Genomic DNA, 15,918 nt, shown 5'->3' on the forward strand with positions numbered 1-15,918 from the left:
CGTCGACGCATCTCAGTCGCTCGCAGAGCCGCAAGCGGATCGCCAGACCTTGCTCGGTCAGCGTCAACGCTTCGTGCACGCGATGCTTGCCCAGCACGTTGGCCACCTTCTCGCAGGCATGGCCAAACCCCGCTGAAACCGAGCTCGTCGCCGGCGCGCTCCACGAGTTCGCGGCTGAGCTCGAGGCTCCGTTGGGCCATCTCGAGGGACCGGGTCAGGTCTCCCTGCTCGCGCGCGACATCCGCAACTCGCTCGTACGCCGCACACAGTTCGTTCATCGCGTCCAGGTCATCGGGCACACGCTCGGATACGTCGAGCACGACATCGCGGCGCTCGACGACGCGGTGCGGTGCGAGGCTTGGGCATGCTGTCCCTTGTACCAGGTCAGTCGGGCGCCGCCGGTGGATCGCGAGTAGCACCTCGCAATCGCGAGCTGCTTTCGGTCGCCACCGCAGGCATTGTTTCGTGCAGCAGGGCCGTCGCGTCCGCCTTGACGACACCCCGTCCGTCGACCGCGACTCGACGCTCGAGCCGGGCGAACCTGGGGCGCGTCTGCGACGTCGTCGTCGCCGGCGAAACATCGCCCGTCTCTTCGCCTACGCCCGCCTGACTCTGTTCCTCGCCGCCGCTCGAGTGCATGCGCGACCTTGACACCTACGGGGACCAGCACCTAGCCTGAAGCATGCCGAGCGAGGCTTTGCCGGAACTGACGCCGAACATTCTTCACCGTATCGGCAACACATCGTTGTTGCATCTGCGAAATGTCGTGCCTGCTGGTAGCGCGCATCCTCGTGAAGCTCGAGAGCGAGAACCCGACCGGTAGCATGAAGGACCGCATGGCGCTCGCCATGATCGAGGCAGCCGAGGCCGACGGCAGGCTCAAGCCGGGCGGCTCCGTCGTCGAGTACACCGGCGGCAGCACGGGCGTGTCCCTGGCCCTCGTCTGCGCCGTCAAGGGTTACCCGCTCCACATCGTAACCTCCGACGCCTTCGCCCGCGAGAAGCTCGAGCACATGCGGGCGTTCGGGGCCCAGCTCGAGGTCATCCACAGCGATGACGGGCGTATGACCGAGAAGCTCACGCGTGACATGATCGAATCGGCACGGGTGATCGCGGAGAAGCACTGCTGTTATTGGACCGATCAGCTCAAGAACGCCGATCAGGTCATCGCCTACCACCGCATGGGGGAAGAGATCTGGGCCCAGACCGGCGGGCGCGTCGATGCCTTCGTCCAGAGCGTCGGGACCGCGGCGTCCCTGCGCGGAACCGCGGAGACCCTGCGCCGCCATCATCCCGGCGTCCGCATCGTGGCCGTGGAGCCCTCGGAGTCGGCCGTGTTGTCGGGCGGTCCGTCCGGTGCCCACAAGATCGACGGGGTGGGCGCCGGCTTTGTGGTTCCGCTGTGGCGGCCCGACATCGTCGACGACATCGAGCTCGTATCCACCGCGGAGGCGACCGCGATGACGAAGCGACTGGCCAGGGAGGAAGGCTTGTTCGCCGGCACCTCGACCGGCAGCAACGTCCTCGCCGCCTTGCGGGTCGCCGAGCGGCTCGGCCCGGACGCGACCGTCGTCACGCTCATGTGCGACACCGGCATGAAGTACTTCAGCAAGTGAACGGCCGCGCCGGTGCTCAGGCCGAGGTGTTGGAGGACTCGGCCAGCAGCGCGGCCGAGTCCTCCTCCGACAGTTCCTCGAGCTCGCGGAACGACGCCTCCAGCGGCTCTGGCTCCGCCGCGACCGCCTGACGCTTGTTCGTGTCGAGCAAGGCCGCGACCGCCCCAAGTTCTGCGCCTTCTCGACTCGCCCCAGAATGCGAGGCGGCGCTGCAGCGGAGCCCGCGGGCGGTGCGGCTGCACGCGCTGCGCTGGCGGATGTTGCACGAGCGACGCTCTCGAACATCACGGCGCATGCAGGCCGCCGAATGGCGGCGGCGCCCGCTCTCTCCGCAAAACACAAGCAATTGCTTGCATCGCCGGCGTGTGAGACGCGAGCATCCCCCGCATGGCCGTCAAGCGTCGCGTAGAGCCCCGCCGTCGTCCCGTTCAGAGCCGCTCGCAGGCGACGGTCGAGGCCGTTCTGCAAGCCACGGCTTACATTTTGGTGCGCGACGGCTACGCCCGCCTCACGACCAACCGGATCGCCGAGCGCGCAGGGGTCAACATCGCCTCGCTCTACCAGTTCTTCCCCAACAAGGAGGCGATCGTCGTCGAGCTCGAGCGGCGGCACGGCGAGCGCACCGACGCGGCGATGATGGCCGCGCTCGTGCGCCCGCGCGGCGGCGACCTCGAGTCGACCCTGCGCGCCCTGATCGAGGCCTACGTCGCCGCGCAGTCGATCGAGCCCGCCCTGCAGCGGGTGTTCACCGAGGAGGTCCCGCGCCTCCGCGGTCGTCGGCCGGCCACCGCCGGCGAGCGCTGCGCGACCGGGGTCGTCGAGTTCCTCGCCGCCTCCGGCGTGCGCTCCCCGCGGCTCGATCTGGCCGGCTGGATGCTGGCGACGATCTGCCGCGAGGTCGTCTACCACGGCGTGCTCGAGCGTCCGAACGACACCCGCTCGGGCGCCCTCGTCGACGAGCTGGTCGGCCTGCTCGCGGGGTGGCTGCGCCGCGCCCCGACCCGCGCAGCCCCGTGAACGCGCGCAGGAGGCCCCGCCGCCTCGGGTCGTCCGCGAACCGCCGGATCGGGCCCGCGACCCCGGGGCGACGGGGGCGGTCGACGAGAACGTGCGCGCAGATCGGGGAGCAGCCATGAAGACGTCGCACTGCGGCGATGGCCGGCAGACCCCGGACCGTCGCCGCGCCCCGCCTTCACCACCCCGCGCCTCGCGCGGCTTCACGACCCCGGCCGAAGGGCCGGAGCGGCCCGCCCGACCGGGCGCGTGAGCCCGCCGCCGTCACTCCTCCGCGCACCGGGCCCCCTCGCCCCGGCCGCGCGGGATATCCTGGCCGCGATGTCTCGCGCGCGCTCGTTCGTGTTCACGCTGGTCGCCCTCACCGCTTGCAACGACTCGTCGAACACGCCGACGTCCGGCACCGACTCGAGCACCACCGCCGCGACCGACCCCGGCCCCGCGACCACCGACGCCAGCACCGACGCGCCCGCGACCACCTCGACGACCACGAGCGACGAGCCGACCACCGGCGCGCCGACGGGCACCACCGGCGATCCCGTCGGGCCGACCTATTATCGCGACATCAAGGCGATCCTCGACGCCAAGTGCGCGACCTGTCACCGCCCCGGCGACATCGCCCCGTTCTCGCTGACGAACTACGACGAGGCCGGCATGTTCGCCAAGATCCTCGCTCCCGCGATCGAGGATCGCACCATGCCGCCGTGGCCGCCGGGCGCCGATTGCAATCAGTTCGCCCACGACCGCGGCCTCACCGACGCCGAGCGCGAGCTCGTGCTCGCGTGGATCGCCGCCGACGCGCCGGCGGGCGACCCGAACGACGCGCCCCCGCCGCCCGACGACGACGCCCCGCCGATCGCCTACGACGTGCAGATCGGGATCCCCGAGCCCTTCACGCCGGCGCAGGGCGTCGCGGACGACTACCGCTGCTTCCTGCTCGACTGGCCCAAAGACCAGGAGGCCTACGCGACGGCCTTCACGATCGAGCCCGGGGCGCGGGAGATCGTGCATCACGTGATCGCCTTCATCATCCCGCCCGACGAGCTCGAGGACTTCGAGGCGCTCGACGCCGCCGACCCGGGGCCGGGCTACCCGTGCTACGGTGGCCCCGGCGGCGAGGCCAGCCCGCGCGCGCAGTGGCTCGGCGCGTGGGTGCCGGGCGCCAGCTCCGGCGCGCTGCCGGAGGGCACCGGCATCCGCGTCAAGCCGGGCTCGAAGATCGCCATGCAGATGCACTACCACCCGAACGGTGCGCCGGTCGCCGACCAGTCGACGATCATGGTCCGCACCGCCGAGACCGTCGCGCGCCCGGCCCTGCTGCTGCCGATCGCCCACCCCGGCTGGATGGTCGACGCGCCGGCGATGACGATCCCCGCCGGCGAGGCCGACGTCACCCACTCGTTCACCATCGACCTCGGCTCGGTGATCCAGTACCTCTACAAGGACGAGGCCATCGGCGTCGGCAAGCCGCTGCTCGCCCACATGGCCGGCGTCCACATGCACACCCGCGGCGCGCGGGCCAGCCTCGTCGTCCAGAGCGGCGGCGCTCCCGAGGCCTGCCTCATCGACGTGCCCCGCTGGGACTTCAACTGGCAGGGCATCTACGAGTTCGCCGCGCCGATCACGATCGAGCCGACCGACAGCGTCCGCCTCGAGTGCCACTTCGATAATTCCGCCGGCGACTCCTCGCTCAAGTGGGGCGAGGGCACCGAGGACGAGATGTGCCTCGGCATGGTCTACGTCAGCACCGACAGCCCGTGACCTGTCCTCTCGCACATGCCCTCGGGGGCATGCGCGAAGAGACAGCCGCCCTGCTGCGCGCGCGGACGCACGAGCTCGCCGGCTGCGCCCGCGGGCGCGAGCGGTTATACTCGGCGGCGCACATGGCGAGCGAAGACACCAAGTCGGCCCGGACGCGCGAGCGGATCCTCGACGCCGCCGCGCACGTGCTCAGCCGCAAGGGCTACGCCGGCACGCGCCTGGCCGACGTGGCCGAGGCCGCCGAGGTCCAGGCGCCGGCGATCTACTACTACTTCGAGTCGCGCGACGCGCTGATCGAGGAGGTCATGTGGGTCGGAGCCCACCGCGTGCGCATGCACGTCGAGGAGGTCCTGGCCGCCCTGCCGGCCGGCACCAGCCCCTTCGAGAAAATTCTCGAGGCCGTCGCCGCGCACCTCCGCTACGAGCTCCACATCTCCGATTACACGACCGCGTCGATCCGCAACGCCAACCAGGTCCCCGAGCAGCTGCGGGTCCGCCCCGCCGCCGAGGAGGCCACCTACAGCCGGCTGTGGCGCGACCTGTTCGCCCAGGCCCAGGCCGCAGGCCAGCTCCGCCCCGGCCTCGACATCAACGTCTCCCGCCTGCTGCTGCTCGGCTCGATGAACTGGGCCGCCGAGTGGTGGAACCCGCGCATGCGCTCGCTCGCCGACCTGGTCAAGGCGACGCAAGATTTTGTCAGATACGGCATGGGCCACCCGGCGCTGTTCGCCGGGTGAGGCGACAGACGCTGGGTCGAGCCGTTCATGAAACCTGGCAGACCCGGCCCAGCGCTTCACCTCACTCGTATCGCTCGCCGCGCTCGGCCTTCGCCACCAGCGACGCCGGCGGCTCGAAGTGCGGCCCGTAGGCCGCCGCGAGCTGGCGCGCCCGCTGCACGAAGCCGCGCAGGCCGCCCTCGTACTGATTGATGTACTGCAGCACCCCGCCCGTCCAGGCCGGGGAAGCCGATGCCGTAGATCGACCCGATGTTGGCGTCGGCGGCCGAAGTCAGCACCCCGTCGTCGACGCAGCGCACGGTGTCGATCGCCTCGGCGAACAGCATCCGCTCCTGCATGTCGATGAACGGGATCTCCTTGCTGCCCGACTTGAACGCCGCGCGCAGCCCCGGCCAGATGCCGATGCGCTTGCCCGATTCGTCGTACTCGTAAAAACCGCCGCCGGTCGAGCGGCCCTTGCGACCGAGCTCCTCGATCATGCGGTCGACCACCGCCTCCGCGCCGTGCGGGACCCAGGTCTTGCCCTGGGCCTCCTCGGCCTTGCGCGTCTCCTGGCGGATCTTCTGCGTCAGCGTGATCGTCAGCTCGTCGAGCAGCTGCAGCGCGCCTGCCGGGTAGCCGGCCTGCAGCGCCGCCTGCTCGATCGTCGCCGGCTCGACGCCCTCGCCGACCGCCGCCACGGCCTCATTGATAAACTTGCCGATCACCCGCGACGTGAAGAACCCGCGCGCGTCGTTGACCACGATCGGGGTCTTGCGGATCTGCAGCACGAAGTCGAACACCTTGGCCAGCACCGCGTCGGACGTGTTCTTGCCGCGGACGATCTCGACCAGCTGCATCTTGTCGACCGGCGAGAAGAAGTGGATGCCGATGAAGTCGGCCGGGCGCTGCACCCCCTCGGCCAGCAGCGCGATCGGCAGCGTCGACGTGTTCGAGCCCAGCACCGCCGTCGGCTCCACGTATGGCTCGATCTCCTTGAAGACCTTGTGCTTGAGCTCGACGCTCTCGAACACCGCCTCGATCACGAAGTCGACCCCGGCGAAGTCCTTCGGGTCCTCGGTCGGGTGGATCCGTGCCAGCAGCGCGTCGGCCTTCTCTTGCGTCGTCTTGCCGCGCTCGACCGCCTTCTGCTCGAGCTTGACCGCGTAGTTCTTGCCCTTCTGCGCGCCGGCCAGCGACACGTCCTTGAGCACCACCTCGATCCCGACCTTGGCCGCGACGTAGGCGATCGCCGCGCCCATCATGCCGGCACCGATCACGCCGACCTTCCTGGCCTGGAACTTGGGGAACCCCGCCGGGCGGCTCGCGCCGGCGTTGATCTTCTGCAGGTCGAAGAAGAACGCGCCGATCATGTTCTTCGCCACCGGGCCGGTCGTGAGGCTGACGAGGTAACGGGTCTCGATCAGCGACGCGGTGTCGAAGTCGACCAGCGAGCCCTCGACCGCCGCGGCCAGGGCCGCTCGCGGCGCCGGCAGCGGCGCGCCCTTGAGCTGCTTGCGCAGGTTCGCGGCCATCGCCGGCAGCACGCTCGAGATCGCCGGGCTCGCCGCGCTGCCGCCGGGGATCTCGAAGCCCTTCTTGTCCCACGGTTTCGCCGCATTGGGGTTCGCGGCGATCCACGCCTTGGCCCGCGGGATCAGCTGATCGACCGACGCGACCAGCTCGTCGACCAGGCCGAGCTCCAGCGCCTCGCGCGGATTGAACTTGGTGCCCGGCAGGATCACCTGCGTCAGCGCCTTCTGCAGGCCGATCATACGGACGATGCGGGTGATGCCGCCGCCCCCGGGCAAAAGGCCCAGAGTGACCTCGGGCTGGCCGATCTGGCAGCCCGGCACGTCGGCGACCACGCGGTGATGCGCGGCCAGGGCGACCTCGAGGCCGCCGCCGAGCGCGGTGCCGCCCATCGCCGCGACCACCGGGCGGCCGAACTTCTCGAGCCGGCGCAGGTGGTCCTTCACGCGCTCGATGTGGGCCGTCTGCTCGGCCGCGCGCGACGTGTCGTACTGACGCAGGCGATTGAGGTCACCGCCGGCGAAGAAGCTCTTCTTGGCGCTGGTGACGATCACCCCGGTGATCGACTCGCGCTCCGCCTCGAGCCGTTCGACGCTGGCCGCCATCGACTCGGTGTAGGCGTCGTTCATCGTGTTGACGCTCGAGCTCGGGTCGTCGATCGTGAGGATCACGACCCCGTCGTCGTCGCGCTTCCAGTGGATCGCAGAGGCCTTGGTGTTCGACTCGCTGGTCATCTCGGTGCCCTCGGAGTACGCGCTCACACGCGCTCGATGATGGTGGCGATGCCCATGCCGGCGCCGACGCACAGCGTCGCCAGGCCGTAGCGCAGGTCGCGGCGCTCGAGCTCGTCGAGCAGCGTGCCCAGGACCATGCAGCCGGTCGCGCCGAGCGGGTGGCCCATGGCGATCGCGCCGCCGTTGACGTTGACCTTCTCGGGCGGGACCTCGAGGTCGCGCTGCCACTTGAGCACCACCGACGCGAACGCCTCGTTGAGCTCGAACAGGTCGATGTCGCCGATCTGCAGGCCCGCGCGCGCCAGCGCCTTCTTCGTCGCCGGCGTCGGCCCCGTCAGCATGATCGTCGGCTCGCTGCCGGTCACCGCCATCGACACGACCCGGGCCCGCGGCTTGATGCCGAGCTGCTTGCCGGCCTCCTCGCTGCCGAGCAGCATCAGCGCCGCGCCGTCGACGATGCCCGACGAGTTGGCGGCCGTGTGGACGTGGTGGATCTTCTCGACCCGGTGGTACTTCTGCAGCGCCACCGCGTCGAAGCCGCCGAGCTCGCCCATCTTGACGAACGAGGCCGGCAGCGCCCCCAGCGACTGCACCGTCGAATCGGGGCGGCGGTGCTCGTCGTGGTCGAGCACCAGCACGCCGTTCATGTCCTTGACCGGCACGACCGAGCGCTTGAACCAGCCGTTCTTCCACGCCTGCTCGGCCTTGCGCTGCGAGCCGACGGCGAACGCGTCGACGTCCTCGCGGCTGAAACCCTCGAGCGTGGCGATGAGATCGGCGCCGATGCCCTGCGGCACGAAGTAGGCGTCGTACGCGGTGGTCGGATCCTGATGGTAGGCCCCGCCGTCGGCGCCGATCGGCACGCGCGACATCGACTCGACGCCGCCGGCCAGCACGAGGTCGTCCGACCCCGACGCGACCTTGGCCGCCGCCGTGTTGACGGCCTCGAGCCCAGATGCACAAAAGCGGTTGAGCTGCACGCCGGCGACCGTCTCCGGCAGCCCGGCCACCAGCGCCGCGGTGCGGGCGATGCACCCGCCCTGCTCGCCGACCGGCGACACCACCCCGAGGACGATGTCGTCGATGCGGTCGAGCCGGAGCCCGGGGTTGCGCGGCACCAGCTCGTCGATGAGCCCGACGACCAGGTCGACCGGCTTGATGCTGTGCAGCGCCCCGCCCTTCAGCTTGCCGCGGGGGGTCCGCATCGCGTCGTAGATGAACGCGCTCCTTACCATGGTCGACAAGCTAGCCCGGCGACGAAAATTTTACAACGAATTAAAAGAACGGCCGCAGACTTGACTCACGGGCGGCCCCGGGGCGACCCTCAGTTTCGGGGCGCCGTTTCCTCCGCGGCCCCGGCAGGTGACGCATGGCCATTCGCTTCGACCTCGAGCCGGAGCTCGCCGCGCTGGTCCAGCGCATCCGCGAGTTCGTCCGCGACGTCGTCATCCCCGTCGAGCTCGCGTGCAAGGGCTCGCTGCACGACGCGCCCGACGCCGAGGACATCCGCCGGCGCCTGCAAGCCGAGGCGCGTGCGGCGGGGCTGCTCGCGCCGCACGTCGGTGAACGCTGGGGCGGCCACGGCCTCGACGTGCGCGGCCAGGCTGCAGTGTTCGAGGAGGCCGGCTACTCGTTGCTCGGCCCGCTCGCGCTCAACATCTCGGCGCCCGACGAGGGCAACATGCACCTGCTCGAGCGCGTGGCCACGCTGGCGCAGCAGGCGAAGTACCTGGCGCCGCTCGCGGCCGGTGATGTCCGCAGCTGCTTCGCCATGACCGAGCCCCCGCCCGGCGCCGGCTCCGACCCGCGCGCGCTCGCCACCCACGCGACGCGAGTCGAAGGCGGCTGGCGCATCGACGGCACCAAGTGGTTCATCACCGGCGCGCGGGGGGCCGCGTTCGCCATCGTCATGGCGCGCACCTCCGGCGCGCCGGGCGACCGCGGCGGCGCGACCATGTTCCTCGTCGACGGCGGCAACCCGGGCATGCAGATCGTCCGCGACCTCGACACCCTCGACCACGCCCTGTTCGCCGGCCACAGCGAGGTCCTCTTGAAGATTGCGTGGTCACCGACGACGCGATCCTCGGCGAGGTCGACCGCGGCTTCGAATACGCGCAGGTGCGTCTGGCCCCGGCGCGCCTCACCCATTGCATGCGCTGGCTGGGCCTCGCCCGCCGCGCCCACGACCTCGCGCTGGCCCACGTGACCGCGCGCGAGGCGTTCGGCAGCCGCCTCGCCGAGCTCGGCATGGTGCAGCAGCAGATCGCCGACAACGAGATCGACATCGCCGCCAGCCGCGCGTTGATTCTGCATACCGCGTGGGTGCTCGACACCGGCGGCGACGCCGGCACCGCCTCGTCGATCGCCAAGACCTTCGTGTCGGAGGCGGTCGGACGGATCGTCGACCGCGCGATGCAGATGACCGGCGCGGTCGGCACCTCGGGCGATCGGCTGCTGTCGCGCTACTGGCGAGAGGTGCGGCCGTTCCGGATCTACGACGGCCCGAGCGAGACGCACCGCTGGTCGATCGCCAAGCGAGCCGTCTCCTCGTTCAAGAAGCGAGGCCGCGCATGAACCCCCCGGCCTCGACCTCGCGGCGCTGCATCGATTCTTCGGCGAGCGCGTGCCGGACTACGGCGGCCGGCTCGACGCGCAACTGCTCGCAGGCGGCAAGTCGAACCTCACCTACCGCCTGCGCGACGGCGTGCACGACTGGGTGCTGCGCCGGCCGCCGCTCGGCACGCTGACCCCCAGCGCGCACGACATGGCCCGCGAGTATCGAGTCGTGGCCGCGCTCGGGCCGACGCGCGTGCCGGTCGCTCCGGCGGTGCTGCTGTGCGAGGACACCACGGTGCTCGGCGTACCGTTCGCGGTCACCGCGTTCGTGCCCGGTCGCGTGATTCAGAGCGCCGACGACGCGGCGCGCCTCGGCCCCGACGAGCAGCGCCAGTGCGGCTTCGAGCTGATCGATCGCCTGTGCCAATTGCACGCGGTCGATCCGGGCAGCGTCGGCCTCGACAACTTCGGCCGCGCCGAGGGTTACCTCGAGCGGCAGATCCGCCGCTGGATGGACCAGTGGGAGCGCGTCCACACCCGCGACGTCCCCGAGCCGGTCGAGCTGGCCGGCCGCCTGCGCCTGGCCCTTCCCAAGCGCTCCGATCGCAGCATCGTCCACGGCGACTATCGCCTCGACAACGTGATCCTCGCGCCCGACCGCATCGAAGTCGCGGCGATCGTCGACTGGGAGATGTGCACCCTCGGCGACCCGCTGGCCGACCTCGGCCTCGCGCTGGTCTACTGGGACCCGCTCACCGAGCCGGTCCTCGGCGTGCGCCACATTCGCAGCTCGGAGAATTCTTTCCCGGGGGCCGAGGAGCTGGTCGCGCGCTATTCACAACAGTCTGGCCGGGCCCTCGCCGACCTCGATTTCTACGTGGCGCTCGGCTTCTTCAAACTGGCCGTGATCGCCGAGGGTATTTATCAACGCTTCTGCGCCGGCCTCACCGTCGGTGACGGCTTCGCTACGACCGGCGACGCAGTGCTGCCGCTGCTCCGCGCCGGCATCGACCGCCTGTCGACCTGAAGCGTCGATCGGGGCATTGTCCATGGGAGCGGCGGATCGCTTGACATCCGCCTGCCCTCGCAGTTGTCTCCCCGCGTGAGCGACCCCCAGCCGCGCAAGAAAGCCCCCGCCAAGACGGCGGCCGCGGGGATGCGCCGCCGGTGCAGGCGGCGCGGCGGCTGTTGTGGCAGCGGGCCGGCTGGTGCCTCGGCGGGCCGATCGGCGTCCAGGCCGAGGTCGACCTCGACGATTTCCTCATGCAGCTGCTCGACCGGATCGGCCTCAGCTTCGGCGACGGCGCGATCTACGTCGCCGGCAGCGGCCGAGCGCTGTTTCAGGCCGGATGACGGCAGCGGCGGCGCGGCTCAGCGGAAGAACGCGATTGCCCGGACATGCGGCTCCGCTGTCCGGGGGTGAACCGGTCCCTGCAACTATCATTGGTGTAATCCATGTAGTTGTGGATCGGGTCGACCCCGGAGGCCTTGCAGGTGTCGCGGGTCGCGGGGCAGCCGGAGGCGGGGGTCGACTCGGCCGGCGTGTCGGCGACGAAGTCATTGAAGGTCGAGCAGCCGTTTTGAAAGGTGTGATAGAGGCCCAGCCAGTGGCCGACCTCGTGGACCGCAGTCTTGCCGCTGTTGAAGCCCGCAGCGGCGCCGCCGGGCAAGGTGGCGTGGTCGACGACGATGCCGTCGTCGTCCGGATCGAGGCCGTACCACCACGGAAAGGTGGCCCACCCCAGCAGGTTCAGGGCGTTGACGACATAGATGTTGAGGGTCTTGGCGCCGCCGACCCGGAGAGCGCTCTTCGCCTCCGATTCGGCGGCGCTGTCCTGGGCCATGTTGAACCAGGCGGTCTTGCGGGTGCGAGTCACACCGGCGCGGGCAAAGCTGAAACCTGTGCCCGCGAAGGCATCGTTGAGCACCGCGATCTGCTGATCGATCCGGACCTCGGTTACGTCGCCCACCCCGCTGTCGTCGCTGATCACGTGGACATACACCGGGATCGCCGCCCGGACCTCGGCAGCGGGCGGCGCGACTGCCATGCGCTCGCGGAACTCCGCCTCCAGCGCGACGACCTCGGCGGCAGTCGGGTGATTGCCGCAGCTGCCGTCATGCCCCGGCGCGCTGTCCAGAGCCTCGAGCTCGCAGGCCTCGGTCTCGTCCTCGCAGAGGCCCCGCGCGTCGTCGGTGACGGCCGACACTTCTTCCAATTCGACCACCTCGCTCGCTTCACACGCGAACGCGCCCGCGCAGACGCCAACCCACCACAATCCCGTGATCTTCATACCTGTCTCCCGCCCGTTCGAGGGCTCCGTCCAGGTATGGCGAGATCGTGCAAGACAGCCAGCGACGAGCCAGGCGCAAGGTCGGGCGCGGCACACCCGGCCATCCTCGCGGATACGGCGATGTGCTTCGGGCCGCACCCCGCGGGCACCAAGAATTCATGAAGTGCCGGCGCGGCGAATCTCGGTACGAGCCTCGTTCGCCGCCGTCGCGCAGGCCCATCGAATGCGCATCGATTGCTTCATGGCCCCGCGGTGAGCCGGACGGACCCGCACGCCAATGATCGCAGGCCGTCCTCTCCTACGGTGTGGTCGCAAGCGTACACGACATCCGCCACTCACGGGACCGCGGCCACGGCCTGAATGCAGCCACCGCGATCGGCAGCGCAGCGAGCGCCGCACTCATCAGTGTGCTCCGTCCAGCATTCATACCAGCGGGCGACCCCGACGACGTACAGCTGTCCGTGCGCCCGGGGATCGGTGAGCCGCTGGCCCGCGCACCCGTGCGCTTCGCCGACGCGCGGGCCTCGGTCGGGCCCGCGCACCACCTCTGCGAACTATCCGCCGATCTCGCGCTTCAGCGTCTTGCGGGTCTTCTCGTTATAGGGCGGCTTCAGCCCCGCCAGCCCCGCGATGTCGAGCTTCGGCTGCTTGTAAATGGCCTTCGTGTGGCTGAACGTTTTAAAGCCGTCGAAGCCGTGGTAGCTGCCCATGCCGGACGGGCCGATGCCGCCGAACGGCAGGTCTTCCGGCACCCCGTGGAAGACCACGTCGTTGAGCGTCACGCCGCCGGACACCGTGCGCTCGACCACGCGGCGCTCCTCATCCGAGTCGTCGCCGAAGTAGTAGAGGGCCAGCGGACGCTCGCCCGCGTTCACGTACGCGATCGCCTCCTCCGTGCGGTCGTACGGCACGATCGGCAGGATGGGCCCGAAGATCTCCTCGCGGGTCACTCGCATCTCCGGCTTCGTGTTGCGGACCAGGTGCAGCGGCATCTTGTTGCTGCGCGCGCCCGCGAAGTCCTCGTTGCCCGGATTGATCGCGATCACCTCTGCGCCCTTGGCCTTCGCGTCCTCGAGCAGGCCTTGCAGGCGCTCGCGGTGGCGACCGTCGACGATCGACGTGTAGTCGTCGTTGGCGAGCATCGTCGGGTACAGGCGAGCGACAGCAGCCTGCAGCGCGGCGACGATCGCCTGCTCCTTGGCCCGCGGCACCAGCATGTAGTCGGGCGCGAGGCACACCTGGCCGGCGTTGAGCAGCTTGCCGGCGACCACGCGCTCGGTCGCGCGGGCGACGTCGGCGCTCTCGCCGACGATCACCGGCGACTTGCCGCCGAGCTCGAGCGTCGTCGGCACCAGGTTGTCGGCGGCCGCGTGGAGGATGTGGCGCGCGATGCCGGTGCCGCCGGTGAAGATCAGGTGGTCGAACGGCAGGCCGGCGAACGCCTTGCCGACGTCGGCGCCGCCGAGGATGAACGCCAGCTCGTGCTCGGGGAAGAACCGCGCCGCCAGCTCGCGCATCAGCTCCGCGGTGCGCGGCGTGTGCTCGGACGGCTTGACCATCGCCCGGTTGCCGGCCGCGAAGATCTGCGCGAGCGGATCGAAGGTCAGGTAGACCGGGAAGTTCCACGGCGAGATGATGCCGACGACGCCCTTCGGCTGGTGCTCGACGTGGGCCCGCGCGCCCAGCAGGGCCAGCGGGAAGTCGAGCTTGCGCTTCTCGGGCCGCATCCAGCGGTCGACGTGGGCCAGCGCGTGCTTCAGCGCCTTCACCGACGACATGATGTCGGTGATCGTCGACTGCGTGGCCGAGCGGTGGCCGAAGTCGGCCGACAGCGCCTGCGTCAGTCGGTCCTGATTGTTCATCACGAGCTCGAGCGCCCGCCGCAGCCGGTCCTTGCGGATCGCCGCGCCCACCGGCAGCTCGGCGGTGAACGCCTCCCGCTGGCGTCGCAGGACGTCGCGCATGTGCGCCAGGGTCGATTCATCGCTCGCTGCCTGCTGGTTCTCCATGGTGCTCTCCTCGCTGCTGCTTCGTGGTCCGACGACTCGGGCCGCCGAGATGGCCGCTCATGGTCGCGCGCCGCCGCCACGACTTCAACTCCTGTTCGTCGCCGGCATGCACCGGCGCCTCAGCTGACCGCCCGCTCGCGACCCTGCCAGAACGGCGCCCGCAGCTCGCGCTTGAGCAGCTTGCCGGTCGGCGTGCGCGGCAGCGCGGCGACCACCGACACGCCGACGGGGACCTTGAACTTGGCCAGGTGCTGGCGAGCGAACGCCTGCAGCTCCTGCGGTTCGACCGTCGCGCCGGGCCGCGCGACCACCACCGCGAACGGCGACTCGCCCCAGACGTCGGAGGGGATCCCGATCACCGCGACGTCGGCGACGCTGGGGTGCTTCATCAGGACGTTCTCGACCTCCGCGGGGTAGATGTTCTCGCCGCCGGAGATGATCATGTCCTTCACGCGGTCGTGGATGTAGAGATAGCCGTCGTCGTCGAAGTAGCCGATGTCGCCGGTCTTGAGCCAGCCGTCGCCCGTGACCGACGAAGCCGTGCCCTGGGCGTTGCGCCAATAGCCCAGCATGTTCTGACTCGAGCGCGTCCAGATCTCCCCGGGCACGCCGACCGGCAATTCAGCCCCCGTGTCGGGCCCGACGATCTTCAGCTCGACCCCCTCGTGCGGCTTGCCGGCCGCGCGCAGGCGGTGGCGATGCGGACCCTGCGGGTCGTGGTCTTCAGGCGGCAGCGTGACGATCGCCCCCGTGGTCTCGGTGAGCCCGTAGGCCTGCGCGAACTTGCAGCCCATCAAGCGCACCGCGCCGGCCAGCACCGGCTCGCTGATCGGCGACGCGCCGTAGACCACGAGCTCCACGCTCGAGAAGTCGCCGGTGGCCGCCGCAGGCACCTGCTGCATGAAGTGCAGCAGCACCGGCACGAGGAAGGCGTGGGTGACCCGGTGCGCGCCGATCAGCTTTATTATACCGGTCGGATCGACGTCGCGAACCACCACCGACTTGCAGCCGTGGAACATGCCGACCATCGCCCAGCCGCCGCCGCCGACGTGGAACAGCGGCAGGGCGACCAGGTTGACCGAATCGCCGGTCACGCCCCACATCTTGGCCGAGGTCGGCAGCAGGCCGAACACGTTGTCGTGGCTCAGCAGCACGCCCTTCGGGTTGCCCGTCGTGCCCGATGAGTAGAACTGGAACGCGACGTCGCTGCCGGTGGGCGCCACGCCCGGGTCGACGTCGGCGCCGGCGTCGCGCCAGGCCGCGTACGACTGCTGCGATGCGTCGCCGCCGATCACCACCAGCGTCTGCACCGTCTCGAGCGCGCCGGCCAGCTCCGCCACCAAGGGCATGAACTCGGCGCCGACCACGAACACCCGCGCCTCGGCGTCGTTGACGATGAACCCCACCTCGCGCGCGGTCAGGCGGAAGTTGACCGCGACCAACACCGCGCCGAGCTTGGCGGCGGCGAACAGCAGCTCGAAGTACTCGTTGCAGTTCTTGTCGAGGAATCCGACCCGGTCGCCGAAGCCGACCCCGGCCTTTCGCAGCGCGTCGGCGACCCGATTCGAGCGCGCATGCAGCTGGGCCCAGGTGAGGCTCTGGTCGCCGCACACCAGCGCGACCGCGTCAGGGCGATCGGCGGCGTGGGTACGGATCACGGACGAGATCGTGGTCATGTCGAGGCCTCC

General features: G+C 70.2%; 11 protein-coding genes and 3 pseudogenes. 8 read left to right on the top strand and 6 right to left on the bottom strand.

Annotation, left to right across the window (positions count from 1 at the left end; genetic code table 11):
- Positions 1 to 98 precede the first annotated feature (98 nt).
- Positions 99 to 416, top strand: a complete 318-nt coding sequence (locus tag OV079_RS30450) for a hypothetical protein (protein WP_267772516.1) — start codon at positions 99 to 101, stop codon at positions 414 to 416.
- A 266-nt stretch (positions 417 to 682) separates the two neighbouring features.
- Positions 683 to 1,616, top strand: a pseudogene (locus OV079_RS30455) (PLP-dependent cysteine synthase family protein).
- Between the two features lie 16 nt (positions 1,617 to 1,632).
- Here the strand turns inward: OV079_RS30455 and OV079_RS30460 are convergent.
- Positions 1,633 to 1,767, bottom strand: coding sequence for a hypothetical protein (locus OV079_RS30460; RefSeq protein WP_267772519.1), 135 nt, complete (start codon positions 1,765 to 1,767; stop codon positions 1,633 to 1,635).
- Between the two features lie 236 nt (positions 1,768 to 2,003).
- Between OV079_RS30460 and OV079_RS30465 the strand changes: the two genes are divergently transcribed.
- From OV079_RS30465 to OV079_RS30475, 3 genes are all read left to right on the top strand, one after another.
- A complete protein-coding gene (locus OV079_RS30465; protein WP_267772521.1) occupies positions 2,004 to 2,633 on the top strand; it encodes a TetR/AcrR family transcriptional regulator in 630 nt (209 codons plus the stop codon).
- Between the two features lie 318 nt (positions 2,634 to 2,951).
- Positions 2,952 to 4,391: a monooxygenase gene (locus OV079_RS30470; protein WP_267772522.1), complete on the top strand. Its 1,440-nt coding sequence runs from the start codon at positions 2,952 to 2,954 to the stop codon at positions 4,389 to 4,391.
- 122 nt (positions 4,392 to 4,513) lie between these two features.
- Positions 4,514 to 5,128 (top strand): TetR/AcrR family transcriptional regulator, encoded by a 615-nt coding sequence (locus OV079_RS30475; protein WP_420829549.1) that lies wholly within the window; start codon positions 4,514 to 4,516, stop codon positions 5,126 to 5,128.
- A gap of 61 nt (positions 5,129 to 5,189) precedes the next feature.
- Here the strand turns inward: OV079_RS30475 and OV079_RS30480 are convergent.
- Positions 5,190 to 7,374: pseudogene (locus OV079_RS30480) on the bottom strand (3-hydroxyacyl-CoA dehydrogenase NAD-binding domain-containing protein).
- A gap of 23 nt (positions 7,375 to 7,397) precedes the next feature.
- A complete protein-coding gene (locus tag OV079_RS30485) occupies positions 7,398 to 8,609 on the bottom strand; it encodes an acetyl-CoA C-acetyltransferase (protein WP_267772524.1) in 1,212 nt (403 codons plus the stop codon).
- 134 nt (positions 8,610 to 8,743) lie between these two features.
- On the opposite strand from OV079_RS30485, the pseudogene OV079_RS30490 reads away from it, so the two are divergent.
- The 3 genes and pseudogenes from OV079_RS30490 to OV079_RS30505 all read left to right on the top strand — a co-directional run bounded on the left by OV079_RS30490 (position 8,744) and on the right by OV079_RS30505 (position 11,283).
- A pseudogene (locus OV079_RS30490) lies at positions 8,744 to 9,948 on the top strand (acyl-CoA dehydrogenase family protein).
- 49 nt (positions 9,949 to 9,997) lie between these two features.
- A complete protein-coding gene (locus OV079_RS30500) occupies positions 9,998 to 10,957 on the top strand; it encodes a phosphotransferase family protein (RefSeq protein WP_267772527.1) in 960 nt (319 codons plus the stop codon).
- A 140-nt stretch (positions 10,958 to 11,097) separates the two neighbouring features.
- Positions 11,098 to 11,283: a hypothetical protein gene (locus OV079_RS30505; RefSeq protein ID WP_267772528.1), complete on the top strand. Its 186-nt coding sequence runs from the start codon at positions 11,098 to 11,100 to the stop codon at positions 11,281 to 11,283.
- Here OV079_RS30505 and OV079_RS30510 read toward each other — a convergent pair.
- From OV079_RS30510 to OV079_RS30520, 3 genes are all read right to left on the bottom strand, one after another.
- A complete protein-coding gene (locus OV079_RS30510; protein WP_267772530.1) occupies positions 11,271 to 12,221 on the bottom strand; it encodes a zinc metalloprotease in 951 nt (316 codons plus the stop codon). The genes OV079_RS30505 and OV079_RS30510 overlap by 13 nt on opposite strands.
- Positions 12,222 to 12,775: 554 nt before the next feature.
- A complete protein-coding gene (locus OV079_RS30515; RefSeq protein ID WP_267772531.1) occupies positions 12,776 to 14,230 on the bottom strand; it encodes a coniferyl aldehyde dehydrogenase in 1,455 nt (484 codons plus the stop codon).
- A 119-nt stretch (positions 14,231 to 14,349) separates the two neighbouring features.
- Complete coding sequence (locus OV079_RS30520; protein WP_267772532.1) at positions 14,350 to 15,906, bottom strand: long-chain-fatty-acid--CoA ligase; 1,557 nt, start codon at positions 15,904 to 15,906, stop codon at positions 14,350 to 14,352.
- Between the last annotated feature and the right edge of the window lie 12 nt (positions 15,907 to 15,918).

Origin of the sequence: Nannocystis pusilla (assembly GCF_026626665.1) — a bacterium.
GTDB classification, from domain to species: domain Bacteria; phylum Myxococcota_A; class Polyangia; order Nannocystales; family Nannocystaceae; genus Nannocystis; species Nannocystis pusilla.